General features: G+C 60.1%; 28 protein-coding genes. 17 read left to right on the forward strand and 11 right to left on the reverse strand.

Translation table 11 applies throughout. The features are described from left to right. Positions 1-23 precede the first annotated feature (23 nt). The 5 genes from lptB to KGA96_RS16165 are packed head-to-tail and all read right to left on the reverse strand — an operon-like array spanning position 24 to position 3,362. Positions 24-749: an LPS export ABC transporter ATP-binding protein gene (gene lptB, locus KGA96_RS16145; RefSeq protein ID WP_046040048.1), complete on the reverse strand. Its 726-nt coding sequence runs from the start codon at positions 747-749 to the stop codon at positions 24-26. After that, positions 749-1,297 (reverse strand): lipopolysaccharide transport periplasmic protein LptA, encoded by a 549-nt coding sequence (gene lptA / locus KGA96_RS16150; protein ID WP_046040049.1) that lies wholly within the window; start codon positions 1,295-1,297, stop codon positions 749-751. The genes lptB and lptA overlap by 1 nt, the downstream gene beginning before the upstream one ends. Next, complete coding sequence (gene lptC / locus KGA96_RS16155) at positions 1,284-1,856, reverse strand: LPS export ABC transporter periplasmic protein LptC (RefSeq protein WP_223513732.1); 573 nt, start codon at positions 1,854-1,856, stop codon at positions 1,284-1,286. The genes lptA and lptC overlap by 14 nt, the downstream gene beginning before the upstream one ends. 7 nt (positions 1,857-1,863) lie before the next feature. Continuing rightward, positions 1,864-2,388, reverse strand: coding sequence for a KdsC family phosphatase (locus KGA96_RS16160; RefSeq protein ID WP_007970265.1), 525 nt, complete (start codon positions 2,386-2,388; stop codon positions 1,864-1,866). Then, a complete protein-coding gene (locus KGA96_RS16165) occupies positions 2,388-3,362 on the reverse strand; it encodes a KpsF/GutQ family sugar-phosphate isomerase (RefSeq protein WP_223513610.1) in 975 nt (324 codons plus the stop codon). The genes KGA96_RS16160 and KGA96_RS16165 overlap by 1 nt, the downstream gene beginning before the upstream one ends. A 275-nt stretch (positions 3,363-3,637) precedes the next feature. On the opposite strand from KGA96_RS16165, the gene KGA96_RS16170 reads away from it, so the two are divergent. The 10 genes from KGA96_RS16170 (at position 3,638) to hisC (ending at position 11,600) form a co-directional block, all read left to right on the forward strand. Further along, entirely contained in the window at positions 3,638-4,447 is an 810-nt protein-coding gene (locus KGA96_RS16170) for an ATP-binding cassette domain-containing protein (protein WP_008001295.1), read from the forward strand. Beyond that, positions 4,447-5,244, forward strand: a complete 798-nt coding sequence (mlaE, locus tag KGA96_RS16175) for a lipid asymmetry maintenance ABC transporter permease subunit MlaE (RefSeq protein ID WP_046040051.1) — start codon at positions 4,447-4,449, stop codon at positions 5,242-5,244. The genes KGA96_RS16170 and mlaE overlap by 1 nt, the downstream gene beginning before the upstream one ends. Beyond that, the gene (gene mlaD, locus KGA96_RS16180; protein WP_007970271.1) at positions 5,244-5,711 is read left to right on the forward strand and encodes an outer membrane lipid asymmetry maintenance protein MlaD; all 468 of its coding nucleotides are present in this window, start codon (positions 5,244-5,246) and stop codon (positions 5,709-5,711) included. Before mlaE ends, mlaD begins: the two co-directional genes overlap by 1 nt. An 11-nt stretch (positions 5,712-5,722) precedes the next feature. Beyond that, positions 5,723-6,376, forward strand: a complete 654-nt coding sequence (locus KGA96_RS16185) for a phospholipid-binding protein MlaC (RefSeq protein ID WP_046040052.1) — start codon at positions 5,723-5,725, stop codon at positions 6,374-6,376. Further along, entirely contained in the window at positions 6,373-6,678 is a 306-nt protein-coding gene (locus KGA96_RS16190; RefSeq protein ID WP_046040055.1) for a lipid asymmetry maintenance protein MlaB, read from the forward strand. The genes KGA96_RS16185 and KGA96_RS16190 overlap by 4 nt, the downstream gene beginning before the upstream one ends. 114 nt (positions 6,679-6,792) lie before the next feature. Next, entirely contained in the window at positions 6,793-7,032 is a 240-nt protein-coding gene (locus KGA96_RS16195) for a BolA family protein (RefSeq protein WP_020796650.1), read from the forward strand. A gap of 22 nt (positions 7,033-7,054) precedes the next feature. Then, a complete protein-coding gene (gene murA, locus KGA96_RS16200; protein ID WP_046040062.1) occupies positions 7,055-8,320 on the forward strand; it encodes a UDP-N-acetylglucosamine 1-carboxyvinyltransferase in 1,266 nt (421 codons plus the stop codon). Between the two features lie 125 nt (positions 8,321-8,445). Further along, the gene (gene hisG, locus KGA96_RS16205; protein ID WP_008018703.1) at positions 8,446-9,081 is read left to right on the forward strand and encodes an ATP phosphoribosyltransferase; all 636 of its coding nucleotides are present in this window, start codon (positions 8,446-8,448) and stop codon (positions 9,079-9,081) included. 126 nt (positions 9,082-9,207) lie between these two features. Continuing rightward, positions 9,208-10,545, forward strand: coding sequence for a histidinol dehydrogenase (gene hisD, locus KGA96_RS16210; protein WP_223513613.1), 1,338 nt, complete (start codon positions 9,208-9,210; stop codon positions 10,543-10,545). A 2-nt stretch (positions 10,546-10,547) separates the two neighbouring features. After that, on the forward strand, positions 10,548-11,600 hold the full coding sequence (hisC, locus tag KGA96_RS16215) for a histidinol-phosphate transaminase (protein WP_046040066.1): 1,053 nt from the start codon (positions 10,548-10,550) through the stop codon (positions 11,598-11,600). A 61-nt stretch (positions 11,601-11,661) separates the two neighbouring features. Here the strand turns inward: hisC and algW are convergent, their stop codons facing one another. Further along, the gene (gene algW, locus KGA96_RS16220) at positions 11,662-12,822 is read right to left on the reverse strand and encodes a Do family serine endopeptidase AlgW (RefSeq protein ID WP_046040068.1); all 1,161 of its coding nucleotides are present in this window, start codon (positions 12,820-12,822) and stop codon (positions 11,662-11,664) included. Positions 12,823-12,925: 103 nt separating this feature from the next. On the opposite strand from algW, the gene KGA96_RS16225 reads away from it, so the two are divergent. The 4 genes from KGA96_RS16225 (at position 12,926) to cysN (ending at position 17,204) form a co-directional block, all read left to right on the forward strand. Continuing rightward, positions 12,926-13,684, forward strand: coding sequence for a Nif3-like dinuclear metal center hexameric protein (locus KGA96_RS16225; RefSeq protein ID WP_046040070.1), 759 nt, complete (start codon positions 12,926-12,928; stop codon positions 13,682-13,684). Positions 13,685-13,935: 251 nt separating this feature from the next. Further along, positions 13,936-14,853 (forward strand): sulfate adenylyltransferase subunit CysD, encoded by a 918-nt coding sequence (gene cysD, locus KGA96_RS16230; RefSeq protein ID WP_223513616.1) that lies wholly within the window; start codon positions 13,936-13,938, stop codon positions 14,851-14,853. A 57-nt stretch (positions 14,854-14,910) separates the two neighbouring features. Beyond that, positions 14,911-15,252: a four helix bundle protein gene (locus KGA96_RS16235; protein ID WP_223513619.1), complete on the forward strand. Its 342-nt coding sequence runs from the start codon at positions 14,911-14,913 to the stop codon at positions 15,250-15,252. Between the two features lie 53 nt (positions 15,253-15,305). Then, positions 15,306-17,204, forward strand: coding sequence for a sulfate adenylyltransferase subunit CysN (gene cysN, locus KGA96_RS16240; RefSeq protein ID WP_046040073.1), 1,899 nt, complete (start codon positions 15,306-15,308; stop codon positions 17,202-17,204). A gap of 217 nt (positions 17,205-17,421) precedes the next feature. On the opposite strand, the gene KGA96_RS16245 is transcribed toward cysN, so the two are convergent. From KGA96_RS16245 to KGA96_RS16255, 3 genes are read right to left on the reverse strand one after another with little or no spacing between them, the layout of a single operon-like run. Then, positions 17,422-18,327 carry an acyltransferase gene (locus KGA96_RS16245; RefSeq protein ID WP_046040074.1) on the reverse strand — a complete coding sequence of 302 codons (906 nt, stop codon included), beginning with the start codon at positions 18,325-18,327 and terminating at the stop codon, positions 17,422-17,424. Further along, on the reverse strand, positions 18,328-20,427 hold the full coding sequence (pta, locus tag KGA96_RS16250) for a phosphate acetyltransferase (RefSeq protein WP_046040075.1): 2,100 nt from the start codon (positions 20,425-20,427) through the stop codon (positions 18,328-18,330). Between the two features lie 60 nt (positions 20,428-20,487). Next, positions 20,488-20,814 (reverse strand): DUF3565 domain-containing protein, encoded by a 327-nt coding sequence (locus tag KGA96_RS16255; protein WP_223513622.1) that lies wholly within the window; start codon positions 20,812-20,814, stop codon positions 20,488-20,490. Here KGA96_RS16255 and KGA96_RS16260 point away from each other — a divergent pair. The 3 genes from KGA96_RS16260 to KGA96_RS16270 all read left to right on the forward strand — a co-directional run bounded on the left by KGA96_RS16260 (position 20,783) and on the right by KGA96_RS16270 (position 23,204). Continuing rightward, positions 20,783-21,268: a peptidylprolyl isomerase gene (locus KGA96_RS16260; RefSeq protein ID WP_007901600.1), complete on the forward strand. Its 486-nt coding sequence runs from the start codon at positions 20,783-20,785 to the stop codon at positions 21,266-21,268. The two genes, KGA96_RS16255 and KGA96_RS16260, sit on opposite strands and share 32 nt — an antisense overlap. A gap of 122 nt (positions 21,269-21,390) precedes the next feature. Next, a complete protein-coding gene (locus KGA96_RS16265; RefSeq protein ID WP_223513625.1) occupies positions 21,391-21,873 on the forward strand; it encodes a glutathione peroxidase in 483 nt (160 codons plus the stop codon). A 227-nt stretch (positions 21,874-22,100) separates the two neighbouring features. Next, a complete protein-coding gene (locus KGA96_RS16270) occupies positions 22,101-23,204 on the forward strand; it encodes an NADH:flavin oxidoreductase (protein WP_046040082.1) in 1,104 nt (367 codons plus the stop codon). Between the two features lie 64 nt (positions 23,205-23,268). Here the strand turns inward: KGA96_RS16270 and KGA96_RS16275 are convergent, their stop codons facing one another. Together KGA96_RS16275 and cysZ are read right to left on the reverse strand one after the other, a co-directional pair. Continuing rightward, positions 23,269-24,468, reverse strand: coding sequence for a glycosyltransferase family 4 protein (locus tag KGA96_RS16275; protein WP_223467480.1), 1,200 nt, complete (start codon positions 24,466-24,468; stop codon positions 23,269-23,271). Positions 24,469-24,504: 36 nt separating this feature from the next. Continuing rightward, positions 24,505-25,257 carry a sulfate transporter CysZ gene (gene cysZ / locus KGA96_RS16280; protein ID WP_223467478.1) on the reverse strand — a complete coding sequence of 251 codons (753 nt, stop codon included), beginning with the start codon at positions 25,255-25,257 and terminating at the stop codon, positions 24,505-24,507. Positions 25,258-25,434 lie beyond the last annotated feature (177 nt).

Consider the following 25,434-nt stretch of genomic DNA (forward strand, 5'->3'; position numbering starts at 1 on the left):
ACTGCCCGGGCACGGCTCAGCGATTACAGGCGGAACTCGTGGCCCAGGTACACTTCCTTGACCAGGTTGTTGGCCAGGATGGTCTCTGCGTCGCCTTCGGCGATCAGTTGGCCGTCATTGACGATATAGGCGGTTTCACAGATATCCAGGGTTTCACGAACGTTGTGGTCCGTGATCAGCACGCCAATGCCTTTGGCCTTGAGGTGGTAAATGATCTGCTTGATGTCGCCGACCGAAATCGGGTCCACGCCGGCGAAGGGTTCGTCGAGGAGGATGAATTTCGGGTTGGTGGCCAGGGCGCGGGCGATTTCCACGCGACGGCGCTCGCCACCGGACAGGCTCATGCCCAGGTTGTCGCGGATGTGGCTGATGTGGAATTCCTGCAGCAGGCTTTCCAGCTCCTTGCGACGACCTGCCTTGTCGAGTTCCTTGCGGGTCTCGAGGATGGCCATGATGTTGTCGGCCACCGACAGTTTGCGGAAGATCGATGCTTCCTGCGGCAAGTAGCCGATACCGGCCTTTGCGCGACCGTGCATCGGCTGGTGGCTGACGTCCAGGTCATCAATCAGGACGCGGCCCTGGTCGGCTTGCACCAGGCCGACGATCATGTAGAAGCAGGTGGTCTTGCCGGCGCCGTTCGGGCCAAGCAGGCCGACGATCTGGCCGCTGTCGATGGACAGGCTGACATCACGCACGACCTGGCGGCTCTTGTAGCTCTTTGCCAGATGCTGAGCTTTCAGAGTTGCCATTACTGGGCCTTTTTCTCGTCGGTTTTCTTCTTCGGCTGGATCACCATGTCGATACGCGGGCGCGCCTCGGTGACCTTGCTGCCTGTGGCGCGACCGGCGCTGGCGAGCTTCTTGTTCGTGTCGTAGACAATTTTCTCGCCTTGGGTGACGTTGTTGTCCTTGTCGACAACTTTGGCCTTGTCGATCAGTACGACGCGATTTTGCGCGGCGTGATACTGGATCGTCACGCCCCAACCCTGAACAGGCTTGGTATCGCCAGCCGTTTGCAACTGCTCGAAGTACGCCAGGTTGCCCACCGAGGTCACTACGTCAATGTCGCCAGTCGGGGTGCGGGTGATGGTAACGGTGTTGCCTGTCACCTTCATCGAACCTTGGGTGATGATCACGTCACCCTTATAGGTAGCAATACCTTGCTTGTCGTCCAGTTGGGCGTCGTCGGCCTGAATGCGGATAGGCTGCTGTTGATCTTCCGGCAGAGCCCAGGCGCTCACGCTTCCCAGTGCTGCGCCCAGACTGAGCAAAATCGGGAGGGTTTTAACGAGCCTCATACTGTCCTCTTACGTTCGATAGCAGGTGTATCCTGCTTTCTTTCAAATACGCTTTCATTCCCTTGCCAGTCGATACACCGCCAGCGCCGTCGATTCTAACGTCTTGCTCGGTCTGCGCATATTGCTGCTGCGGGAACACGGTCATGCGGGTGCTGGTGATCAGGGTTTTACGGTTTTTCTCGTCGAAGCGCGTGATGCGCACGTCATCGATCAGTTCGACCTGTGTGCCATCAGGATTGACCTCGCCGTGCAAGCTCTGGACGTGCCACGGAAATTCAGTGCCGCGGAACACGTTCAGGTCGGGGTTGGTCAGCAATGTCACCTCGGTCGCTTTCAGGTGCTCGACCTTGTCGGACACCAGATCATATTGCAGCTTGCCGTCGGGCAGGTACTGCACGCTGTGAGCGTTGATGGCGTAATAGTCGATCGCGCTTTCATCGACCGGCGTTGCCGGCTTGTCGAGGAAGCGTTCCGGGCTGATGTTCCAGTAGCCAACCGCGGCGAATATCGCTGCGATGCAACTGTACATCAGGGTGTTGCGAAACTTTTTGCTCAGCATAATGGGCTCACAGGTACGCCGCATTGGCCGCGTCGAGGCGGTCCTGGGCGCGCAGGATCAATTCGCAGAATTCGCGAGCGGCACCTTCACCGCCACGGGCGAGGGTGATGCCGTGAGCGTGTTCACGCACGAAGCTGGCGGCATTGGCCACCGCCATGCCCAGGCCGACGCGGCGAATCACCGGCAGGTCCGGCAGGTCATCGCCGAGGTAGGCCACCTGTTCATAGCTCAGGTTGAGTTGGGCCAGTAGCTCGTCGAGTACCACCAGTTTGTCTTCGCGTCCCTGATACAGATGCGGGATTCCGAGATTTCTGGCTCTCCGTTCGACCACCGGGGTCTTGCGGCCACTGATGATGGCCGTCTGCACGCCGGCAGCCATCAGCATCTTGATGCCCTGGCCGTCGAGGGTGTTGAACGTCTTGAATTCGCTGCCGTCTTCGAGGAAGTACAGGCGCCCATCGGTCAGCACGCCATCGACATCGAACACCGCCAGCTTGATCTGTTTGCCGCGTTGCAGCAGGTCCGCACTCATTACATTACTCCTGCACGCAGCAAGTCGTGCATGTTCAAGGCACCGACCGGGCGGTCTTCGCGGTCGACCACGACCAGCGCGTTGATTTTATGATCTTCCATGATTTTCAGCGCTTCGGCGGCGAGCATCTCGGCGCGGGCAGTCTTGCCGTGTGCAGTCATGACCTGGTCGATGGTGGCGCTATGGATGTCGATGCTACGGTCCAGCGTGCGACGCAAGTCACCGTCGGTAAAGATCCCGGCCAGCTTTCCATCGGCTTCCAGGATCACGGTCATGCCCAGGCCTTTGCGGGTCATTTCCATTAGCGCGTCCTTCAGCAGGGTGCCGCGCTGTACTTGCGGCAACTCTTGCCCTGCGTGCATGACATTTTCCACCTTCAGCAGCAGGCGTCGGCCCAGGGCGCCGCCGGGATGGGAAAATGCGAAGTCTTCGGCGGTAAAGCCACGGGCTTCCAGCAGCGCGACAGCCAGGGCGTCGCCCATGACCAGGGCGGCAGTGGTCGACGAGGTGGGGGCGAGGTTCAATGGACAGGCTTCGTGCTCGACGTGAACATTCAGGTTGACCTCGGCGGCCTTGGCCAGCGGCGAGTCAGGGTTGCCGGTCACGCTGATCAACTGAATGCCCAGGCGCTTGATCAGTGGCAGCAGGGTCACGATTTCATTGGTGGAGCCCGAATTCGAGAGCGCCAGAATGATGTCGTCGCGGGTAATCATGCCCATGTCACCGTGGCTGGCTTCAGCCGGGTGCACAAAAAACGCCGTGGTGCCGGTGCTGGCCAGGGTCGCGGCAATCTTGTTGCCGATGTGCCCCGACTTGCCCATGCCGACCACGACCACGCGACCTTTGCTGGCCAGAATCATCTCGCAAGCGCGTACGAAATCTGCGTCGATATGGGGTACCAGGCCTTGCACGGCTTCTACCTCGAGGCGGATGGTGCGTTGTGCTGATTGAATCAGGTCGCTGGATTGGCTCATGTCAGAAATCGTATAGCCTGATGAAAAGGCGGCGATTATAGCGGTTATGATCGAATCCCTCACGCTTGTTCGTAGCGCATTGTCATCCTTGTTGCCGGAAACCTTCTAAACGGGGCTTTCTACCTGTGATGCAGTTGAACATGACCTGGCTTTGGTCTTGGGCGCGCAGCCTTTGCAGTGATATAGTTCGCCGCCAGTTCGGCCTGCCCGGGAGGTATGTGCTTTCGTGAGAAAGCCAGGCGTCCGAGTGAGAGGCTGCATCGCAAGGAGTTTAGATGAGTGCCGATAACGCCTACGCGGTCGAGCTGAAGGGACTGTCCTTCAAGCGCGGTGCGCGCAGCATTTTCAATAATGTCGATATCCGTATCCCGCGCGGCAAGGTCACCGGCATCATGGGGCCTTCCGGGTGTGGCAAGACCACGCTCTTGCGTCTGATGGGCGCCCAGTTGCGGCCCACCAAGGGCGAAGTCTGGGTCAACGGTCAGAACCTGCCGAAGCTGTCGCGCAGCGACCTGTTCGATGCGCGCAAGCATATGGGCGTGCTGTTTCAGAGCGGCGCACTGTTTACCGACCTCGATGTTTTCGAGAACGTCGCGTTTCCGCTGCGGGTTCATACGCAACTGCCGGAAGAGATGATCCGCGACATCGTTCTGCTCAAACTGCAGGCCGTGGGCTTGCGGGGTGCCATCGAACTGATGCCCGACGAGCTTTCCGGCGGCATGAAACGCCGTGTTGCGCTGGCTCGGGCGATTGCGCTCGACCCGCAGATCCTCATGTACGACGAGCCCTTTGTCGGCCAGGACCCCATCGCAATGGGCGTTCTGGTGCGGCTCATCCGGTTGCTCAACGATGCGCTGGGCATCACCAGCATCGTGGTATCCCACGACCTGGCCGAGACCGCGAGCATTGCCGATTACATTTATGTGGTGGGCGATGGTCAGGTGTTGGGGCAGGGTACGCCGGACGAATTGATGAACTCGGATGAACCGCGCATTCGCCAGTTCATGACCGGTGAACCCGACGGCCCGGTTCCGTACCACTTTCCAGCGACGGATTACCGCGCAGATCTTCTGGGGAAGCGCTGATGCGCAGAATTTCATTGATAGAACGCGTTCGTCGCTTCGGCCAGGCCGGCATCGATGTGTTGGCGGTGTTCGGGCGTTCGAGCTTGTTCCTGTTCCATGCCTTGCTTGGTCGGGGCGGCATCGGTGGCGGTTTCGGGCTGCTGGTCAAGCAGTTGCATTCGGTGGGCGTGATGTCCCTGGTGATCATCGTGGTCTCCGGGGTGTTCATCGGCATGGTGCTGGCGCTGCAGGGCTTCAACATTCTTTCCAGCTATGGTTCAGAACAGGCTGTCGGGCAGATGGTTGCCCTGACGCTGCTGCGTGAACTTGGGCCGGTGGTGACCGCCTTGCTGTTCGCCGGGCGCGCAGGTTCGGCGTTGACCGCCGAAATCGGCAACATGAAGTCCACCGAGCAGTTGTCCAGCCTGGAAATGATCGGGGTCGACCCGCTCAAGTACATCATCGCGCCACGCTTGTGGGCCGGTTTCATTTCCCTGCCGGTGCTGGCGATGATTTTCAGCGTGGTGGGGATCTGGGGCGGCTCGTGGGTGGCGGTCGACTGGCTGGGAGTCTACGAAGGTTCCTACTGGTCGAACATGCAGAACAGTGTGACGTTCACCGATGACGTGCTCAACGGGATCGTCAAAAGCATTGTCTTTGCCTTTGTGGTGACCTGGATCGCCGTATTCCAAGGCTATGACTGCGAACCCACTTCCGAGGGGATCAGTCGTGCCACTACCAAGACCGTTGTGTATGCCTCGTTGGCAGTACTCGGCCTGGACTTTATTCTGACCGCCTTGATGTTTGGAGATTTCTGATGCAAAACCGCACCCTGGAAATCGGTGTCGGCCTTTTCTTGCTGGCTGGCATCCTGGCTTTGCTCCTGTTGGCGTTGCGGGTCAGTGGCCTGTCCCCGACTCCGAGCACCGACACATATAAACTTTACGCCTACTTCGACAATATCGCCGGTTTGACGGTCAGAGCAAAGGTGACCATGGCCGGTGTGACCATCGGCAAGGTCACGGCCATCGATCTGGATCGCGACAGTTTCACCGGTCGGGTGACCATGCAGCTGGAAAAACGCATCGATAATCTGCCGGCGGACTCCACTGCATCTATCCTGACTGCTGGCCTGTTGGGCGAGAAGTACATCGGTATCAGCGTGGGCGGGGAAGACACCCTGCTCAAGGATGGTGGAACCATCCATGACACGCAGTCATCGCTGGTGCTCGAAGACCTGATCGGTAAATTCCTGCTCAATACCGTTAGCAAAGAAGCTAAATGAGGAACAGTTAAATGATCTCTACCTTGCGACGTGGCCTGTTGGTAATGCTCGCGGTGTTTCCGTTGGTGTCCCATGCCGTAGCGGCGCCTTCGGCGCACGATCTGGTGCAGGACACAACCAACCGTATGCTCGCGGACCTGGCGGCAAACAAAGAGAAGTACAAGCAGGACCCGCAGGACTTCTATACGGCGCTGGACAACATCGTCGGGCCGGTTGTGGATGCCGAGGGTATTTCCAAGAGCATCATGACGGTCAAATACTCGAAGAAAGCTACGCCTGCGCAGATGAAAACCTTCGAAGTAAACTTCAAGAAGGGCCTGTTCCAGTTCTATGGCAATGCCTTGCTTGAGTACAACAACCAGGGCATCACCGTTGAACCGGCCAAAGACGAGTCGGGCGACCGTACCAGCGTTGGCATGACCGTCAAGGGCAGCAGCGGCGCGATCTACCCAGTGTCCTACACGCTGGAAAAGATCAACGGCGAGTGGAAACTGCGTAACGTCATCATCAACGGCATCAACATTGGCAAGCTGTTCCGCGATCAGTTCGCCGATGCGATGCAGCGCAATGGCAACGACCTGGACAAGACCATCAATGGTTGGGCCGGGGAAGTCGCCAAGGCCAAGGAAGCCACCGACAAGAAGCCAGAGCAGTCAGCCCAATGAGTGAGTCGGCAGTCCAGATGGACGAAGCGGGCGAGCTGCGACTCAGTGGTGTGCTGGATTACCGCACCGGCCCTGGCCTGCGCGAGCAGGGCAAGGCGCTGATCAAGGCCAGCAAGGCTGCGGCGCTGGTGGTCGATTGCTCGGCGGTGACCAAGTCCAGCAGTGTCGGTTTGTCGTTGCTGCTGTGCTTTATCCGCGATGCACAGGCGGCCGGCAAGGCCCTGAGCATCCACGGGATGCCGGAAGACATGCGTGAAATCGCTCAGGTCAGTGAGCTGACCGAGCTGTTGGCGCATCCCTAACCCGCATCTATGAACAAGCCCCCCGTCCGAGTCCTGCTTGGCGGGGTTCGCAGGCGCGGGGCTTTTTTGTATGATGTCCGACCCGCGCGCACAGGGCGCCGATTGAGGTTGAGCATGCAGGCCAACGAAGTTAAGAGCTTTCTTGAAGGAAAGCTGCCCGGAACGAAAGTAGAAGTCGAGGGCGAAGGCTGCAATTTCCAGCTGAACGTGATTAGCGATGAACTGGCGGCATTGAGCCCGGTCAAGCGTCAGCAGCAGGTCTATGCCCATTTGAACCCGTGGATCACCGATGGCAGCATCCACGCGGTCACTATGAAATTTTTCAGCAGCGCGGCCTGGGCCGAGCGCACCTGAGCCCAAGGGCGTCGAGATTCTTATGGATAAATTGATTATTACTGGTGGTGCTCGTCTTGACGGCGAAATCCGCATCTCCGGGGCAAAGAACTCTGCCCTGCCGATCCTGGCCGCCACTTTGCTGTGCGATGGCCCGGTGACCGTGGCCAACCTGCCGCACCTGCACGACATCACCACCATGATCGAGCTGTTCGGGCGCATGGGCATTGAGCCTGTGATCGACGAGAAACTCTCCGTCGAAATCGACCCGCGCACCATCAAGACCCTGGTCGCACCGTACGAACTGGTTAAAACCATGCGTGCGTCGATTCTGGTGCTCGGTCCGATGGTTGCCCGTTTCGGTGAAGCCGAAGTCGCCTTGCCTGGCGGTTGCGCCATCGGTTCGCGTCCAGTTGACCTGCACATCCGTGGCCTGGAAGCCATGGGCGCAGTCATCGACGTCGAAGGCGGCTACATCAAGGCCAAGGCGCCTGAAGGCGGCCTGCGCGGCGCGCACTTCTTCTTCGACACCGTCAGCGTGACCGGTACCGAAAACATCATGATGGCCGCGGCCCTGGCAAAAGGCCGCAGCGTCCTGCAAAACGCCGCTCGCGAGCCTGAAGTGGTCGACCTGGCGAACTTCCTGAACGCCATGGGTGCCAAGGTTTCCGGCGCCGGTACCGATACCATCACCATCGATGGCGTCGAGCGACTGCACACCACTACTTATAAAGTAATGCCCGACCGTATCGAAACCGGCACCTACCTGGTGGCGGCGGCGGTGACCGGTGGTCGCGTGAAGGTCAAGGATACCGATCCGACCATCCTCGAAGCCGTTCTGGAAAAACTCCGTGAGTCCGGTGCCGAAATCACCTGCGGCGAAGACTGGATCGAGCTGAACATGCACGGCAAGCGTCCGAAAGCCGTCAATGTGCGGACCGCTCCGTACCCGGCGTTCCCGACCGACATGCAGGCGCAGTTCATCTCCCTCAACGCCATTGCCGAAGGCACCGGTGCTGTGATCGAGACGATCTTCGAAAACCGCTTCATGCACGTCTACGAACTGCACCGCATGGGTGCCAAGATCCAGGTTGAAGGCAACACCGCCATCGTCACCGGCACCGAAAAACTCAAGGGCGCGCCAGTGATGGCGACCGACCTGCGTGCTTCGGCCAGCCTGGTGATCTCGGCCCTGGTCGCCGACGGCGACACGCTGATCGACCGCATCTACCACATAGACCGTGGCTACGAGTGCATCGAAGAAAAACTGCAGATGCTGGGCGCCAAGATCCGTCGCGTTCCGGGCTAGTACCTGCTGCATGGGCATAAGGACATGCCCGTTGATTTGTTGAAGTCGAGCCGTTTTCGGCTCGATGTGTGTCCGGCGCCATTTGCGACCGGGCATGAGTACCTTGATAAGGACTGACGTTTCCCATGTTGACCATCGCACTGTCCAAGGGCCGCATCCTTGACGACACCCTGCCGCTTCTGGCTGAAGCGGGCATCGTGCCGACCGAGAATCCGGACAAGAGCCGCAAGCTGATCATTCCCACGACCCAGGAAGATGTACGCCTGCTGATCGTGCGTGCTACCGATGTGCCGACCTATGTCGAACATGGTGCTGCCGACCTCGGTGTCGCCGGTAAAGATGTGCTGATGGAATATGGCGGCCAGGGCCTGTACGAGCCACTGGACCTGCAAATTGCCCAGTGCAAGTTGATGACGGCCGGCAAGGTCGGTGCGGTCGAGCCCAAGGGTCGCCTGCGCATCGCCACCAAGTTCGTCAACGTTGCCAAGCGTTATTACGCCGAACAGGGTCGTCAGGTCGACATCATCAAGCTGTATGGCTCGATGGAGCTGGCACCGCTGATCGGCCTTGCCGACAAGATCATCGACGTGGTCGACACCGGTAACACGCTGCGGGCCAACGGCCTGGAGCCACAGGATTTCATTGCTGCCATCAGCTCCCGGCTGATCGTCAACAAAGCTTCGATGAAGATGCAGCACGCCCGTATCCAGGCGTTGATCGACACCCTGCGCAAGGCAGTGGAGTCTCGACACCGCGGCTGATTCACCTGCGCGACGTTAAGTCGCGCCCGTCTATCCGCCTCATAGCCAGAATTCTCAGGTGCCCAAGCGGAAACGACTGCTAAGTTAGGGCGCCTGAGTTTTTGCCATTCCTATGAGGCTCTCGCTATGACCGCACCGACTGCAATTCGCCGACTCAACGCTGCTGACCCGGATTTCGCGCATCATCTGGATCATCTGCTGAGCTGGGAAAGTGTGTCTGACGACTCGGTCAATCAGCGGGTGCTGGACATCATCAAGGCCGTGCGTGAGCGTGGCGACGCGGCACTGGTGGACTTTACCCGCCAGTTCGACGGTCTGGACGTGAAGTCCATGGCCGACCTGATCCTGCCGCGCGAGCGTCTGGAACTGGCGCTCACCCGCATTTCCGTGCCTCAGCGCGAAGCCCTGGAGGTCGCTTCGGCTCGTGTGCGCAGCTACCACGAAAAACAGAAGCAGGATTCCTGGAGCTACACCGAGGCCGACGGCACCGTGCTGGGCCAGAAAGTCACGCCGCTGGATCGCGCCGGTCTATATGTGCCAGGCGGCAAGGCATCGTACCCGTCGTCGGTATTGATGAACGCGATTCCGGCCAAGGTCGCCGGCGTCACCGAAGTGGTCATGGTGGTACCGACCCCGCGGGGTGAAATCAACGAGCTGGTGCTGGCTGCTGCCTGCATCGCCGGTGTCGACCGCGTGTTCACCATCGGTGGCGCTCAAGCCGTTGCTGCGTTGGCTTACGGCACCGAAAGCGTGCCGAAGGTCGACAAGGTCGTCGGTCCGGGCAACATTTATGTCGCCACCGCCAAGCGCCACGTGTTTGGCCAAGTCGGTATCGACATGATCGCCGGTCCCTCCGAGATCCTCGTGGTGTGCGACGGCCAGACCGATCCGGACTGGATCGCCATGGACCTGTTCTCCCAGGCCGAGCACGACGAAGACGCCCAGGCGATTCTTGTCAGCCCCGACGCCGAGTTCCTCGACAAGGTCGCCGCCAGCATCGCCAAGCTGATGCCGACCATGGAGCGCGCCGCGATCATCGAAACCTCGATCAATGGCCGTGGTGCACTGATCAAGGTTCGCGACATGGAGCAAGCCATCGAAGTGGCCAACCGCATCGCGCCGGAGCACCTCGAATTGTCCGTTGCCGATCCACAGGCCTGGCTGCCGAAAATCCGCCACGCCGGCGCGATCTTCATGGGGCGTCACACTTCCGAAGCCCTGGGCGACTACTGCGCAGGTCCTAACCACGTATTGCCGACTTCCGGTACTGCGCGCTTCTCTTCGCCGCTGGGTGTGTACGACTTCCAGAAACGTTCGTCGATCATCTTCTGCTCTGAGCAGGGCGCGTCCGTACTGGGCAAGACCGCTTCCGTGCTGGCCCGTGGCGAGTCGCTGACCGCCCACGCTCGCAGTGCCGAATATCGCATCGTTGACGAGCTCTTTAATGAAGAGCAGGGGGAGTGAGCATGAGTAAATTCTGGAGCCCGTTCGTCAAGAATCTGGTGCCTTACGTGCCGGGCGAACAGCCGAAACTGGCGAAACTGGTGAAGCTCAACACCAACGAAAACCCGTACGGTCCATCGCCGAAAGCCTTGGCTGCGATGCAAACCGAACTCAATGACAACCTGCGCCTGTACCCGGACCCGAACAGCGACCTGCTCAAGCAAGCCGTTGCCAGGTACTACGGCGTACAGAGCAATCAGGTGTTCCTCGGCAACGGTTCCGATGAAGTGCTGGCGCACATCTTCCACGGTTTGCTGCAGCACGATCAGCCGCTGCTGTTCCCGGACATCAGCTACAGCTTTTACCCGGTCTACTGCGGGTTGTACGGCATCACCTTCGACGCGGTGCCGCTGGACGAGCAATTCCAGATCAACCCGGCGGACTACGCCAAACCGAACGGCGGGATCATCTTCCCTAACCCGAACGCACCGACCGGCTGCCTGTTGGCGCTGGAGGCGGTGGAGCAGATTCTCAAGGCCAGCCCGGATTCGGTGGTGGTGGTCGACGAGGCCTACATCGACTTCGGCGGCGAGACGGCAATCACCCTGGTGGACCGCTATCCGAACCTGCTGGTGACCCAGACCCTGTCCAAGTCCCGTTCCCTGGCCGGTCTGCGGGTAGGCCTGGCGGTGGGGCATCCGGACCTGATCGAGGCGCTGGAGCGGATCAAGAACAGCTTCAACTCCTATCCGCTGGATCGTATGGCGAATGTCGGCGCTGCCGCAGCGTTCGACGATCGCGAGTATTTCGACAAGACCTGCGCGTTGGTGATCGAGAATCGCGAGAAGGTCGTTGCACAGCTAAAGGAGAAGGGTTTTGAAGTGCTGCCATCGGCGGCGAACTTCATTTTCGCCCGTCACCCCCAGCACGATGCGGCGGGGCTTGCGGCGAAGTTGCGCGAGCAAGGCGTGATCGTCCGGCACTTCAAGCAGGAGCGGATCGCCCAGTTCCTGCGGATCTCCATCGGCACGCCAGAGCAGAATCAGGCGCTGATCGACGGCCTCGGCGACCTGTAAACCACCGCTGCCCCCTGTAGGCGCGAGCAAGCTCGCTCCTACAAGGGTTTGTATTAGCCGCTTACTCTTCTTCTTTATCTTTGACCGGAGCCGGCGGTGGGCGCAGGCCGACTTCCGCCGTCAGTTTGAGCTCCTTGCCGTTGCGCATCACCTGGATCGCGACCTTGTCGGTCGGCTTGATCCGCGCCACCTGATTCATCGAGCGACGGCCATCACCGGCCGGTTCGCCATCGATGGAAAGAATCACATCACCCAGTTGCAGGCCGGCCTTCTGTGCCGGACCATCGCGGAAAATCCCCGCCACGACAATGCCAGGGCGTCCGGACAAACCGAACGACTCGGCCAGTTCCTGGGTCAGCGGCTGCACTTCGATACCCAGCCAGCCACGAATCACCTGGCCGTGCTCGATGATCGACTTCATCACTTCCATCGCCAGCTTCACCGGGATCGCGAAACCAATGCCCTGGGAGCCCCCGGACTTGGAAAAGATCGCCGTGTTGATGCCGGTCAGGTTGCCGATGGCATCCACCAGCGCACCGCCCGAGTTGCCCGGGTTGATTGCCGCATCGGTCTGGATGAAGTCTTCGTAGTTGTTCAGGCCCAGTTGATTGCGCCCGGTGGCGCTGATGATGCCCATGGTCACGGTCTGGCCGACGCCGAACGGGTTGCCGATGGCCAATGCAACGTCGCCGATGCGGATGTTGTCGGAACGCCCCACGGTGATCGACGGCAGGTTTTTCAGGTCGATTTTCAGAACCGCGAGGTCAGTCTCCGGGTCGCTGCCGATCACCCGTGCCAGGGTTTCCCGGCCGTCCTTGAGGGCCACCACGATCTGGTCGGCACCGCTGGTCACGTGGTTGTTGGTCAGGATGTAGCCTTCCGGGCTCATGATCACGCCGGAACCGAGGCTCGACTCCATACGTTTCTGCTTGGGCGAATTATCGCCGAAGAAGCGACGGAACTGCGGATCTTCGAACAACGGATGGTTGGGTTTGTTGATGACTTTGGTGGTGTACAGGTTCACCACCGACGGCGCCGCGGTGGATACCGCTTCGGCATAAGACACCGGGCCCTGCTGCATGCTGGTGGTTTGCGGCGCTTGTTGCAGATTGACGTCGAGGCTCGGGAGCCCGACCCACTGCGGGTAACGCTGGATTATCAAAAGAGCGACAAGCACGCCGGCCAACAGCGGCCAGCCGGAAAAACGCAGCGCCTTGAGCATTAAGCAGTTCCTGAGAGAGTTGCAGGCGGTATGAGACCGCTCATAATGACGCGCATTATACGAGGCCGCGCGCGCCTCTGAACGGGATATTTAGGAGTCTTTTATGGCCGTCGCCCTGTGCACCCTGGTCGAAGAAGCCGACCGCTACCTCAACAGCGCCAGAATCGCTGATTACTGCCCCAACGGCCTGCAGGTCGAGGGGCGGCCGCAAGTGATGCGCATTGTCAGCGGCGTCACCGCCAGCCAGGCCTTGCTCGATGCGGCCGTGGAAGCCAATGCCGACCTGGTGTTGGTGCATCACGGCTACTTCTGGAAAGGCGAGAACCCGTGCATCACCGGCATGAAGCAGCGCCGCCTGAAGACCCTGCTCAAGCACGATATCAGCCTGTTGTCCTATCACCTGCCGCTGGACCTGCACCCGGACGTCGGCAATAACGTGCAGCTCGCACGGCAGCTCGACATCACCGTCGAAGGCCCACTGGACCCGGACAACCTGAAGATTGTCGGCCTGGTTGGCTCGCTGAATGAGCCGATGATGCCCCGGGATTTCGCTCGCCGCGTCCAGGAAGTGATGGGGCGTGAGCCGCTGTTGATCGAAGGCAATGCCATGATCCGCCGCGTCGGCTGGTGCACCGGTGGTGGCCAGGGTTACATCGATCAAGCCATTCTGGCAGGCGTCGACCTGTACCTCAGCGGCGAGGCCTCTGAGCAAACCTTCCACAGCGCCCGGGAAAACGACATCAGCTTCATCGCCGCCGGTCACCATGCGACCGAGCGCTACGGCGTTCAGGCGCTGGGGGATTATCTGGCCCGTCGGTTTGCGCTGGAACACATCTTCATCGATTGCCCGAATCCGATTTGAGAACGCCATACATTTCCTGTGGGAGCGAGCTTGCTCGCGATAGCGGTGTAACACTTGATGTAAATGTCGAATGTGAGTCCGTCATCGCGAGCAAGCTCGCTCCCACAGGGGGCTGAGGTGCCCAAACAGGCAGGCATATTCATATGCTCTTTCGATCTAGTTAGCGTCCTGATTAGAAGAGGTCGCTGTGCTAGGATCCCCGCTCGAACACGGCCCGCTGGCCGTTCATAAGAAAGCTTTCGTGAGTAGCCATGGTCGACAAACTGACGCATCTGAAACAGCTGGAGGCGGAAAGCATCCACATCATCCGCGAGGTGGCCGCCGAGTTCGATAACCCGGTGATGCTGTACTCCATCGGTAAAGACTCCGCCGTGATGCTGCATCTGGCACGCAAGGCGTTCTTCCCGGGCAAGCTGCCGTTTCCGGTGATGCATGTCGACACTCGCTGGAAATTCAAGGAGATGTACAGCTTCCGCGACAAGATGGTCGCCGATCTGGGCCTCGACCTGATCACCCACGTCAACCCGGACGGCGTGGCGCAGGACATCAACCCGTTCACCCACGGCAGCGCCAAGCACACCGACATCATGAAGACCGAGGGCCTCAAGCAGGCACTCGACAAGTATGGTTTCGACGCAGCATTCGGCGGCGCCCGTCGCGATGAAGAGAAATCCCGCGCGAAAGAGCGTGTGTACTCGTTCCGCGACAGCAAGCACCGCTGGGATCCGAAAAACCAGCGTCCCGAGCTGTGGAACGTCTACAACGGCAAGGTCAACAAGGGCGAGTCGATCCGCGTCTTCCCGCTGTCGAACTGGACCGAGCTGGACATCTGGCAGTACATCTACCTTGAAGGCATCCCGATCGTTCCGCTGTACTTCGCCGCCGAGCGTGAAGTCATCGAGAAGAACGGCACGCTGATCATGATCGACGACGAGCGCATCCTCGAGCACCTGAGCGATGAAGACAAAGCGCGCATCGTCAAAAAGAAAGTGCGTTTCCGTACCCTTGGTTGCTACCCGTTGACGGGCGCGGTGGAGTCCGAGGCCGAAAGCCTCACGGACATCATTCAGGAAATGCTCCTGACGCGAACTTCCGAGCGCCAGGGCCGTGTCATCGACCACGATGGCGCCGGCTCGATGGAAGACAAAAAACGTCAGGGTTATTTCTAAGAAGCAGTTGCAAGCTTCAAGCGGCAAGCTGCAAGCGAATCAAAAGCGGGTTTCGAAATGGATTTCGAGAAACTGATTGTTTGGCAAAGAGCCAAAGCATTGGCAGTCAACCTCTACAAGGAAATGGCTGAGTGCAGTGATCTGGCCTTTAGAAGTCAGATCACTCGTTCAGGGCTTTCGATTCCCAGCAATATTGCCGAGGGAATGGAACGTTTCACTGCAGAAGAAAAATGTCGGTTTCTGTCGATAGCTAAGGCCTCCTGCGGGGAGCTGCGGACACAGATAATCATTGGCAGTGAAATTGGTTACATCAGAGAACCGTTGGCGGCACTTTGGATTTCAGAATCTCGCGAGCTTTCAAAAATGCTTAGCGGGTTGATCAATAAAATTTCTGACTAGCTGTACGCCGACAAGCTTGCCGCTTGAAGCTTACAGCTTGGAGCTTGAATGCAATGAGCCACCAATCTGATTTGATCAGCGAGGACATCCTCGCCTACCTGGGCCAGCACGAACGTAAAGAGCTGCTGCGCTTTCTGACCTGCGGTAACGTCGACGACGGCAAGAGCACCCTGATCGGGCGCCTGCTGCACGACTCCAAGATGATCTACGAAGATCACCTGGAAGCCATTACCCGCGACTCGAAAAAAGTCGGCACCACCGGTGAAGACATCGACCTGGCATTGCTGGTCGACGGCCTGCAGGCCGAGCGTGAGCAAGGCATCACCATCGATGTCGCGTACCGCTATTTCTCCACCGCCAAGCGCAAATTCATCATCGCCGACACCCCGGGCCATGAGCAGTACACCCGCAACATGGCCACCGGTGCCTCCACCTGTGACCTGGCGATCATCCTGGTCGACGCCCGTTACGGTGTGCAGACCCAGACTCGTCGCCACAGCTTCATCGCCTCGCTGCTGGGCATCAAGCACATCGTTGTTGCCATCAACAAGATGGACCTCAAGGACTTCGACCAGGGCGTGTTCGAGTCGATCAAGGCCGACTACCTGCAGTTCGCTGAAGGCCTGAAGCTCAAGCCGACCAGCATGCACTTCGTGCCGATGTCGGCTTTGAAGGGCGACAACGTGGTGAACAAGTCCGAGCGTTCGCCGTGGTACACCGGCCAGTCGCTGATGGAAATCCTCGAGACCGTGGAAGTGGCGGGCGATCGCAACTTCACCGACCTGCGTTTCCCGGTGCAGTACGTCAACCGTCCGAACCTGAACTTCCGTGGCTTCGCCGGTACGCTGGCCAGCGGCATCGTCAAGAAAGGCGACGAAGTCGTCGTGCTGCCGTCGGGCAAGAGCAGCCGGGTGAAGTCCATCGTCACCTTCGAAGGTGAACTGGAGCACGCGGGTCCTGGTCAGGCAGTCACGCTGACCATGGAAGACGAAATCGACATCTCCCGTGGCGATCTGTTGGTTCACGCCGACAACGTGCCGCCGGTGACCGACAGCTTCGAAGCGATGCTGGTATGGATGGCTGAAGAGCCGATGCTGCCGGGCAAGAAATACGACATCAAACGCGCCACCAGTTACGTGCCGGGCTCCATCGCCAGCATCGTCAACAAGGTCGACGTGAACACCCTGGAAGAGGGTCCGGCCAGCGCGTTGCAGCTGAACGAAATCGGCAAGGTCAAGATCGCGCTCGATGCGCCGATTGCCCTCGACGGTTACGACAGCAACCGCACCACCGGCGCCTTCATCATCATCGACCGCTTGACCAACGGCACCGTTGGCGCGGGCATGATCGTCGCCCAGCCTTTGGCCCATGGCACCAGCACGCACCACGGCAAACTGGCTCACGTCGCCACCGAAGAACGCGCACAGCGCTTCGGCCAGCAACCTGCCACCGTGTTGTTCAGCGGCTTGTCGGGCGCGGGCAAAAGCACCCTGGCGTATGCGGTTGAACGCAAGTTGTTCGACCTGGGTCGCGCGGTGTTCGTACTCGATGGCCAGAACCTGCGTCACGATCTGAACAAAGGTCTGCCACAGGATCGCGCCGGGCGTACCGAGAACTGGCGTCGTGCCGCCCACGTCGCGCGTCAGTTCAACGAGGCCGGTCTGCTGACCCTCGCTGCGTTCGTTGCCCCGAATGCCGAAGGCCGTGAACAAGCCCGGGAACTGATCGGCAAGGAGCGTCTGCTGACGGTCTACGTCCAGGCTTCGCCGACGGTCTGCGCCGAGCGTGATCCGCAAGGTTTGTACGCGGCGGCCGGGGATAACATCCCGGGCGAGTCCTTCCCGTACGACGTGCCGCTGGATGCCGACCTGGTGATCGACACCCAGTCCGTGTCGCTGGAGGAAAGCGTCAAGCAAGTGCTGGGTCTGCTGCGTGAGCGTGGGGCGATCTAAGGCAATAGCAGCGACAAGCTTCTAGCTTCAAGCTGCAAGGAAAAGCCCGCAGACAAGTGATTGTCTGCGGGCTTTTTTGTGTCTGTTCCGACGCTTTCGCGGGCAAGTCGGATCGCCGCACCGCCGCTCCCACAGTTTTTGGGTTGTTCATGCCATTTGTATACGACGCGAATCCTGTGGGAGCGGGCTTGCCCGCGAAGAGGCCGGTACAGGCACCTCAAGACTTCGCTGGATACTCGCGATGCATCTGTTCCAGCAACGCATCCTTGTCCTGCCACAACTGGTTGATCCAGCCCTGAAACTGCAGGCGGTATTCGCCGTCCTGGTCGTAGTTCTTGCCAATGAACTGCGGCGGAATCTTCAGCTCTTCAAGGTGCACCACGACGTCCGCAACATTCCCGCACAACAAATCCCAAAAACCAGGACGCCCGGCTGGGTAGTGGATGGTCACGTTGACCAGGGATTCAAGCTGCTCGCCCATCGCATCCAGCACAAAGGCAATGCCGCCTGCCTTGGGCTTGAGCAGGTACTTGAAGGGTGACTGTTGTTGCTTGTGCTTGCCCTCGGTGAAGCGTGTGCCTTCGACGAAGTTGAAAATACCCACCGGGTTGTCGCGGAATTTCGCACAGGTCTTGCGGGTGGTTTCCAGGTCCTTGCCTTTCTTCTCCGGGTGCTTCTCCAGATAGGCCTTGGAGTAGCGTTTCATGAATGGAAAGCCCAGTGCCCACCAGGCCAGACCGATCACCGGGACCCAGATCAGCTCCTGCTTGAGAAAGAACTTCAGCGGTTGAATGCGCCGGTTGAGCACATATTGCAGTACCAAGATGTCGACCCAGCTCTGGTGGTTGCTGGTGATCAGGTACGAGTGCTGATAGTCGAGACCTTGCAGGCCGCTGATGTGCCAGCGCGTGCGGCGCACCAGGTTCATCCAGCCTTTGTTGAGGCTGATCCAGGCTTCGTGGGTATGACTCATCAGCCAGCCCGCGAGGCGCTGGGTGAGGGCGAACGGCAGTACCTTGACGAGCGCCACGCAGAACAGGAACGAGCAGAGAAGAATCGTGTTCAGTGCCAACAGCAGCGAGGCGATCACGCCCCGCAGCGGAGCAGGTAGGAAGTCCAGCATTTACACATCCATAGGTCGGTTGGCAGCTTGAATCGCGGTCAACGCGATGGTGTAGACGATGTCATCGACCTGCGCGCCGCGCGGTAAATCATTCACCGGTTTGCGCAAGCCTTGCAGCATCGGCCCGAGGCTGACGCAGTCGGCGCTGCGCTGTACGGCCTTGTGCGTGGTGTTGCCGGTGTTGAGGTCGGGGAACACGTACACCGTGGCACGACCGGCCACCTGACTGTTCGGCGCCAATTGCCGGGCCACGCTTTCGTTGGCGGCGGCGTCGTACTGCAAGGGGCCGTCGATCAGCAGCGAGTGCTGTTGTTCATGGGCGAGCAGGGTCGCCTCGCGGACCTTCTCGACTTCTTCGCCGCTGGCCGACTCGCCGCTGGAGTAGCTGATCATCGCCACCCGTGGCGTGATGCCGAAGGCGGAGGCCGAATCAGCGCTTTGCAGGGCGATCTCGGCCAGTTCGCTGGCACTCGGGTGCGGGTTCATCACGCAGTCGCCGTAGACGAGCACCTCTTCCGGGAACAGCATGAAGAACACCGACGACACCAGGGTGCAGCCCGGCGCGGTTTTAATCAGCTGCAGGGCCGGGCGGATGGTGTTGGCGGTGGTGTTGATCACGCCCGACACGAGGCCGTCGACTTCATCCAGGGCCAGCATCATGGTGCCGATCACCACGGTGTCTTCCAGTTGTTGCTCGGCCATCGGCGCGTTAAGGCTTTTGCTTTTGCGTAGCGCGACCATGGGCTCGACATAGCGTTCGCGGATCAAGTCCGGATCGATGATTTCCAGGCCCGGTGGCAACTCGATGCCCTGGGCGCGGGCGACGGCTTGCACGTCCTCGGGCTTGGCCAGCAACACACAGCGAGCGATGCCTCGGGCCTGGCAGATCGCGGCGGCCTGCACGGTCAGCGGCTCGCTGCCTTCGGGCAGGACGATGCGCTTGTTGGCCGCCTGGGCGCGCTGGATCAATTGATAGCGGAAAACCGCTGGCGACAGGCGCATCTCCCGTGGCGTGCCGCAGCGCTGATGCAACCAGTTGGCGTCGAGATGACCGGCGATGAAATCGGTGATGATTTCTGCGCGCTCGCGGTCGTCGATGGGGATTTCCTTGTTCAGGCCATTGAGCAGGTTGGCGGTGTCATAGGAGCCGGTGCTCACCGACAGCACCGGCAACCCGGCCTGCAGGGCGCCGCGGCACAGGTCCATGATGCGTGGGTCGGGCAGGGTGTCGCTGGTCAGCAGCAGGCCGGCCAGCGGCACGCCGTTCAAAGCCGCGAGGCTGACGGCGAGGATGATGTCGTCGCGGTCGCCGGGGGTCACCACCAGCACGCCGGGCTTGAGCAGCTCCACGGTGTTGCGCATGGTGCGGGCGCAAATGATGATTTTGGTCATGCGCCGGGTTTCGTAATCACCGGCGTTGAGCACTTGCGCGCCCATCAGGTCGGCGACGTCGCGGGTGCGCGGGGCGTTCAGTTCCGGCTGGAACGGAATGCAGCCGAGCAAGCGGAAATCACCGCTGCGCAGCAACGGCGAATGTTCCTTCAGGCGCGTGGCGAAGGCCTCCATGCTTTCCTCGGTCTTGACCTTGTTGAGGATCACACCGAGGACTTTCGGGTCTTTCGGGCCGCCGAACAATTGCGCCTGCAATTCGACGCGGCCGGAGAGTTCAGTCAGCACTTCGTTTTCCGGCGCCGAGACCAGGATCACCTCGGCGTCGAGGCTCTTGGCCAGGTGCAGGTTGACCCGCGCGGCGTAACTGGCGCTGCGGGTCGGCACCATGCCTTCGACGATCAGCACGTCCTTGCCGATGGCCGCCTGCTGATAAAGGGCGATGATTTCTTCGAGCAGCTCATCGAGCTGACCATCGCCGAGCATACGCTCGACATGGGCCAGGCCCAGTGGCTGGGGCGGTTTCAAACCGTGGGTACGCGCCACCAGCTCGGTGGAACGTTCCGGGCCCGTGTCGCCTGGATGCGGCTGGGCAATCGGTTTGAAGAAACCGACCTTGAGCCCGGCCCGCTCAAGGGTACGCACCAGCCCGAGGCTGATGGAGGTCAGACCCACACCAAAATCGGTGGGCGCGATAAAAAAAGTTTGCATGCGGATTCTCTAAAGGTGCATGGCAATGGTGAAAGCCTATATCTGGCCAACTACCGAAATTCAGTCGCCAAGGTTATCGCTAACCGAGCCTTGTGCGCACCAACCGCAGGCAAAGGGTTGGCCTATTTTTTCCTGGCGCTGCGCAGGGTCCATGACCCAAGCGCGGGATTGCCAGGGCGGCTGGTGCCGCAGGTGCTGGGTGTGGCCGCAGGAAAGCTCGGCCACCCAGTGTCCGTCCTCGTCCTGGTGGAAGCCTGTGACCGTCGAATCCCGTCTGTCCGGGTTGTGTTCGCTTTCGGACGATTGCTTCGCTAAACTTGGCCTTTCAATCTTCTTATGCAAAAGGTCTCGCCCCATGCTGATCGCCGCCAATAAGGCTGTCTCCATCGACTATACCCTGACCAACGACGCTGGTGAGGTCATCGACAGCTCCGCCGGCGGCGCGCCGCTGGTCTACCTGCAAGGCGCAGGCAACATCATCCCGGGCCTGGAAAAGGCTCTGGAAGGCAAGGCTGTCGGCGACGAGCTGACTGTTGCCGTAGAACCTGAAGACGCTTACGGCGAATACGCTGCAGAACTGGTCAGCACCCTGAGCCGCAGCATGTTCGAAGGCGTCGACGAACTGGAAGTGGGCATGCAGTTCCACGCTTCCGCTCCGGACGGCCAGATGCAGATCGTGACCATCCGTGATCTGGACGGCGACGACGTGACCGTTGACGGCAACCACCCGTTGGCTGGTCAACGCTTGAATTTCCAGGTCAAGATCATCGACATCCGTGACGCCAGCCAGGAAGAAATCGCTCATGGCCACGTCCATGGCGAAGGTGGCCATCACCACTGATTTCTGCGCTAAGCTCAGATAACTGGAGAGGCGCCCTGTGGGCGCCTTTTTAGTCTGCGGCCGTCCCTGACGACACCGCCAAGTGGCTGTTTCGAGAAGAACACGGGAATCTGGAGTACGCCATGAGTGCTTTTCACGACCTTAAATTGACAGCCCTGGATGGACAGGAGCTACCTCTGGCGCCTTTCAAAGGCCAAGTCGTACTGGTGGTCAACGTCGCCTCCAAATGCGGCCTGACCCCGCAGTACGCGGCGCTGGAAAGCCTCTACCAGCAATTCAAGGCCAAGGGCTTCAGCGTCCTGGGCTTGCCGTGCAACCAGTTTGCGGGGCAGGAACCGGGCACCGAACAAGAGATCAAGGATTTCTGCAGCCTCAACTATGGCGTGACCTTTCCGTTGTCCAGCAAGCTGGAAGTCAACGGGCATGACCGTCATCAGTTGTACCGCTTGCTGGCGGGCGAGGGCGCGGAATTTCCCGGCGACATCACCTGGAACTTCGAGAAGTTCCTGCTGGGCAAGGACGGCCGTGTACTGGCTCGGTTCTCGCCACGTACGGCGCCGGATGATCCGACCATCGTTCATGCGATTGAAAAAGCGCTGAGCTGATTCCCCCCTGTAGGAGCGAGCCTGCTCGCGATGAACCTGAGAGCGCCGCGGTGTGTCTGGCTTGCTACGTTATCGTTGACGAACATCGCGAGCAGTCGAGCGTCGACCGGCTGCTCCTACAGTACTCCTGCCTTTTGACCCTTAATCACGCTGATCAATAATGCTGTTCAAGGCGTCAGACTCTCCATATTATCGCCGTCATAAAATTACTTCCCGTGGAGCGTCCCATGCCCGTCAAAGCCCTGTTCAAACCGTTCCACCTCGGCACCCTCGAACTGCCGACCCGCGTTGTCATGGCGCCGATGACCCGTTCCTTTTCCCCGGGCGGCGTGCCTAATTCCAAAGTGATCGAATACTACCGTCGTCGCGCCGCTGCGGGCGTTGGCCTGATCATCACCGAAGGCACCACCGTCGGTCACAAGGCATCCAACGGCTATCCGAACGTTCCGCATTTCTACGGTGAAGCGGCCCTGGCCGGCTGGAAGAAAGTCGTCGACGCCGTTCACGCCGAAGGCGGCAAGATCGTTCCGCAGCTGTGGCACGTGGGCAGCGTGCGCCGTATCGGCACCGAGCCAGACGCCAGCGTGCCGGGTTATGGCCCGTCGGAAAAAGTGAAGGAAGGTCAGGTCGTGGTGCACGGCATGAGCAGACAAGACATCCAGGACGTGATCGCCGCATTCGCCCAGGCCGCCAAGGATGCCCAGAGCATCGGCATGGACGGCGTGGAAATTCACGGCGCCCACGGTTACCTGGTGGACCAGTTCTTCTGGGAAGGCAGCAACCAGCGTACCGACGAATACGGCGGCAGCCTGGCCAATCGTTCGCGCTTCGCCATTGAATTGATTCAGGCCGTGCGTGCCGCGGTCGGTGAAGGTTTCCCGATCATCTTCCGTTTCTCCCAGTGGAAGCAGCAGGACTACACCGCACGTCTGGTGCAAACCCCGGAAGCCTTGGGCGAGTTCCTCAAGCCGTTGGCCGACGCGGGCGTGGATATTTTCCACTGCTCGACCCGCCGCTTCTGGGAGCCGGAGTTCGATGGTTCCGAGTTGAACCTGGCCGGCTGGACCCGCCAACTCACCGGCAAGCCAACCATCACCGTGGGCAGCGTCGGCCTGGATGGCGAGTTCCTGCAGTTCATGGTTAATACCGACAAGGTCGCGCAGCCCGCCAGCCTGGAGAGACTGCTGGAGCGCTTGAACAACGATGAGTTCGACCTGGTGGCGGTCGGTCGTGCCTTGCTGGTGGACCCGGACTGGGCGCAAAAAGTGCGCGACGGCCGTGAGGAAGACATTCTGCCGTTCAGCCGTGAGGCGTTGATGACGCTGGTTTAAGCGGCGTCTGCATCGACGCCATCGCCGGCTTGCCGGCGATGGCAATCTCAATGACACCAAGGATTCAAGGTACGGTGGGTGCATTCGGCACCACCATCTCCCCGGCACACGCCCCGCGCAACTGCCCCTCGAACTGTTCGATGATCGTCGCCCAGCCCTGGCGACTTGCATGCTGGCGCGCATTGAGCCGCACATTGCGCAAGGCTTCCCTTTCCTCCAGCAGCCATGCCGCTGCATCGCAAAACGCTTCTTCATCCCCCGGCATCGCCAGCACGCCGTTGTAGCCATGACGAATATGCTGGGCGGCTGCCGCCTGGTCGTAGGCCACCACGCCAAGCCCCGAAGCGAGTGCTTCAAGCACCACATTGCCGAAGGTTTCAGTCAGGCTCGGAAACAGAAACACGTCGCCCGAGGCATAGTGACAGGCCAGGGCTTCACCCCGTTGCGCGCCGCAGAAAATCGCCTCGGGCATTTCGTTTTCCAGTTCCTGGCGCTGCGGGCCATCGCCGACCACGATCAGTTTCAGCGTGCGCTGGGGATAACTCGCCTTGAGGGTATTGAAAGTGCGTTTGAGCAGGCCAAGGTTTTTTTCCGGGGCCAGGCGCCCGACATGAATGACGGCGATGTCTACCTCGGCCAGTCCCCATTGCTCGCGCAGGGCATTCAAGCGTTTGGTCGGGTGAAACAATTCGCTGTCGACCCCACGGGACAGCAACGCCAGCCGCTCGAAATGACGTCGCTCCAGTTCCAGGCGCTGGCTGACGCTGGGCACCAGGGTCATGGTCGAACGATTGTGGAACCAGCGCAGGTAGTGAGTCAGCAGGCGCGTGAGCAAACCAAGCCCGTACTGGTTGGAGTACTGCTGGAAATTGGTGTGGAAACCGCTGACCACGGAAATTCCCAGTCGCCGTGCCGCACGCAACGCAGAGAGGCCCAGCGGGCCCTCGGTGGCGATGTAGAGCACATCCGGGCGGTGACGCGTCCAGCGCCGCAGCAGTTTGTGCATCGACGACTGACCCCATTGCAGGCCGGGATAGCCCGGCAGTGGCCAGCCGCGGCACAGCAGCAATTCATCGTCGCTGCCCAACTGCTGGTCGCAGCCCTGACGCGGTCGCACCAGCTCCACTTGATGCCCGCGTGCGCGCAATCCATCGCACAAGCGACCCAGGGTATTGGCCACGCCGTTGATTTCCGGTGGGAAGGTTTCGGTGATCAGGGTGATATGCAGAGCTGTCGTCATGACCCCAGTGTCGGCTGGGGCCATGTCGTCAGTGTGACGTCAGGATGATGGATTTGTGACTTAGCGCTGGGTCACCAGGTTTTCCGCCCCACGTTCACGCACCCAAAACAACGTCGCGCCAGCCACGGCCGCCGGCATCATCAGGATGTTGACCACCGGGATCAGCAGCACCAGGTACACGCTGCCGCCGAAGCTCATGCTCTGCCAGCGCTTCTGTCGCAGCCAGGCGAGCATTTCGTTCCAGCCCAGCTTGTGGTTGTCCGCCGGGTAGTCGATGTACTGGATTGCCATCATCCACACCCCGAACAACAGCCACAGCGGCGCGGCGATGATGTTCACCACCGGGATGAACGAGAGGATGAACAGCCCGATTGCCCGGGGCAGAAAGTAGCCGAGCTTGCGCATTTCCCGGGCCAGGGTGCGCGGGATCATCGCAATCAGCTCGCCCCAGCTGAAGGCCGGGAAGTCATCGGTGCCGCGCACCACCACTTCGACTTTTTCCGCGAGGAAGCCATTGAACGGCGCGGCAATGACGTTGGCGAGCATGGTGAAGGTGAAGAACACCATCAGCACGACGAGCACCACGAACAGCGGCCAGAGGATGTAGCTGAGAAAACCCAGCCAGTCGGGCAGGGACGGCATCAAGGTGTCGACCCACAGGCTGAATTGATGGCCGGCCAGGTAGATCAATCCGACGAACAGCACCAGGTTGATTGCCAGCGGCAACAGCACAAACAAACGCAGGCTGGGGCTCAGCACCAGCTTGAGGCCTTCGCGCAGGTATTGCGGGCCGGACAGAACAGGGGCGGGCATAAGAGGCTCCGTGCAGAGGGAAAACGCGCCGACCTTACCGGCTTTGCTTCACAGGCGAAAGCGCGATGGTGGTATCGACATTCACTGTAACAAAGACGTCGATATCATCGGCGAGATGGCATAGAGACCACCTATGAGCTGGATTGTTAAACCGTATTTCCTTAATCTTCGCCCCCT

It is taken from the genome of Pseudomonas sp. GL-R-26 (assembly GCF_019947365.1).
Classification (GTDB): domain Bacteria; phylum Pseudomonadota; class Gammaproteobacteria; order Pseudomonadales; family Pseudomonadaceae; genus Aquipseudomonas.

What these genes read in the sequence shown, in the direction of transcription:
- KGA96_RS16185 (WP_046040052.1), top strand. Translation starts at nt 5,723, where the DNA reads ATGATCTCTACCTTGCGACGTGGCCTGTTGGTAATGCTCGCGGTGTTT.
- mlaE (WP_046040051.1), top strand. Translation starts at nt 4,447, where the DNA reads ATGCGCAGAATTTCATTGATAGAACGCGTTCGTCGCTTCGGCCAGGCC.
- KGA96_RS16270 (WP_046040082.1), top strand. Translation starts at nt 22,101, where the DNA reads ATGCCCGTCAAAGCCCTGTTCAAACCGTTCCACCTCGGCACCCTCGAA.
- cysD (WP_223513616.1), top strand. Translation starts at nt 13,936, where the DNA reads ATGGTCGACAAACTGACGCATCTGAAACAGCTGGAGGCGGAAAGCATC.
- cysN (WP_046040073.1), top strand. Translation starts at nt 15,306, where the DNA reads ATGAGCCACCAATCTGATTTGATCAGCGAGGACATCCTCGCCTACCTG.
- hisC (WP_046040066.1), top strand. Translation starts at nt 10,548, where the DNA reads ATGAGTAAATTCTGGAGCCCGTTCGTCAAGAATCTGGTGCCTTACGTG.
- KGA96_RS16190 (WP_046040055.1), top strand. Translation starts at nt 6,373, where the DNA reads ATGAGTGAGTCGGCAGTCCAGATGGACGAAGCGGGCGAGCTGCGACTC.
- mlaD (WP_007970271.1), top strand. Translation starts at nt 5,244, where the DNA reads ATGCAAAACCGCACCCTGGAAATCGGTGTCGGCCTTTTCTTGCTGGCT.
- pta (WP_046040075.1), bottom strand. Translation starts at nt 20,427, where the DNA reads ATGCAAACTTTTTTTATCGCGCCCACCGATTTTGGTGTGGGTCTGACC.
- cysZ (WP_223467478.1), bottom strand. Translation starts at nt 25,257, where the DNA reads ATGCCCGCCCCTGTTCTGTCCGGCCCGCAATACCTGCGCGAAGGCCTC.
- KGA96_RS16160 (WP_007970265.1), bottom strand. Translation starts at nt 2,388, where the DNA reads ATGAGTGCGGACCTGCTGCAACGCGGCAAACAGATCAAGCTGGCGGTG.
- KGA96_RS16165 (WP_223513610.1), bottom strand. Translation starts at nt 3,362, where the DNA reads ATGAGCCAATCCAGCGACCTGATTCAATCAGCACAACGCACCATCCGC.
- lptC (WP_223513732.1), bottom strand. Translation starts at nt 1,856, where the DNA reads ATGCTGAGCAAAAAGTTTCGCAACACCCTGATGTACAGTTGCATCGCA.
- KGA96_RS16275 (WP_223467480.1), bottom strand. Translation starts at nt 24,468, where the DNA reads ATGGCCCCAGCCGACACTGGGGTCATGACGACAGCTCTGCATATCACC.
- hisG (WP_008018703.1), top strand. Translation starts at nt 8,446, where the DNA reads ATGTTGACCATCGCACTGTCCAAGGGCCGCATCCTTGACGACACCCTG.
- lptB (WP_046040048.1), bottom strand. Translation starts at nt 749, where the DNA reads ATGGCAACTCTGAAAGCTCAGCATCTGGCAAAGAGCTACAAGAGCCGC.
- KGA96_RS16245 (WP_046040074.1), bottom strand. Translation starts at nt 18,327, where the DNA reads ATGCTGGACTTCCTACCTGCTCCGCTGCGGGGCGTGATCGCCTCGCTG.
- KGA96_RS16225 (WP_046040070.1), top strand. Translation starts at nt 12,926, where the DNA reads ATGGCCGTCGCCCTGTGCACCCTGGTCGAAGAAGCCGACCGCTACCTC.
- KGA96_RS16265 (WP_223513625.1), top strand. Translation starts at nt 21,391, where the DNA reads ATGAGTGCTTTTCACGACCTTAAATTGACAGCCCTGGATGGACAGGAG.
- hisD (WP_223513613.1), top strand. Translation starts at nt 9,208, where the DNA reads ATGACCGCACCGACTGCAATTCGCCGACTCAACGCTGCTGACCCGGAT.
- KGA96_RS16170 (WP_008001295.1), top strand. Translation starts at nt 3,638, where the DNA reads ATGAGTGCCGATAACGCCTACGCGGTCGAGCTGAAGGGACTGTCCTTC.
- KGA96_RS16235 (WP_223513619.1), top strand. Translation starts at nt 14,911, where the DNA reads ATGGATTTCGAGAAACTGATTGTTTGGCAAAGAGCCAAAGCATTGGCA.
- KGA96_RS16260 (WP_007901600.1), top strand. Translation starts at nt 20,783, where the DNA reads ATGCTGATCGCCGCCAATAAGGCTGTCTCCATCGACTATACCCTGACC.
- KGA96_RS16255 (WP_223513622.1), bottom strand. Translation starts at nt 20,814, where the DNA reads ATGGAGACAGCCTTATTGGCGGCGATCAGCATGGGGCGAGACCTTTTG.
- lptA (WP_046040049.1), bottom strand. Translation starts at nt 1,297, where the DNA reads ATGAGGCTCGTTAAAACCCTCCCGATTTTGCTCAGTCTGGGCGCAGCA.
- algW (WP_046040068.1), bottom strand. Translation starts at nt 12,822, where the DNA reads ATGCTCAAGGCGCTGCGTTTTTCCGGCTGGCCGCTGTTGGCCGGCGTG.
- KGA96_RS16195 (WP_020796650.1), top strand. Translation starts at nt 6,793, where the DNA reads ATGCAGGCCAACGAAGTTAAGAGCTTTCTTGAAGGAAAGCTGCCCGGA.
- murA (WP_046040062.1), top strand. Translation starts at nt 7,055, where the DNA reads ATGGATAAATTGATTATTACTGGTGGTGCTCGTCTTGACGGCGAAATC.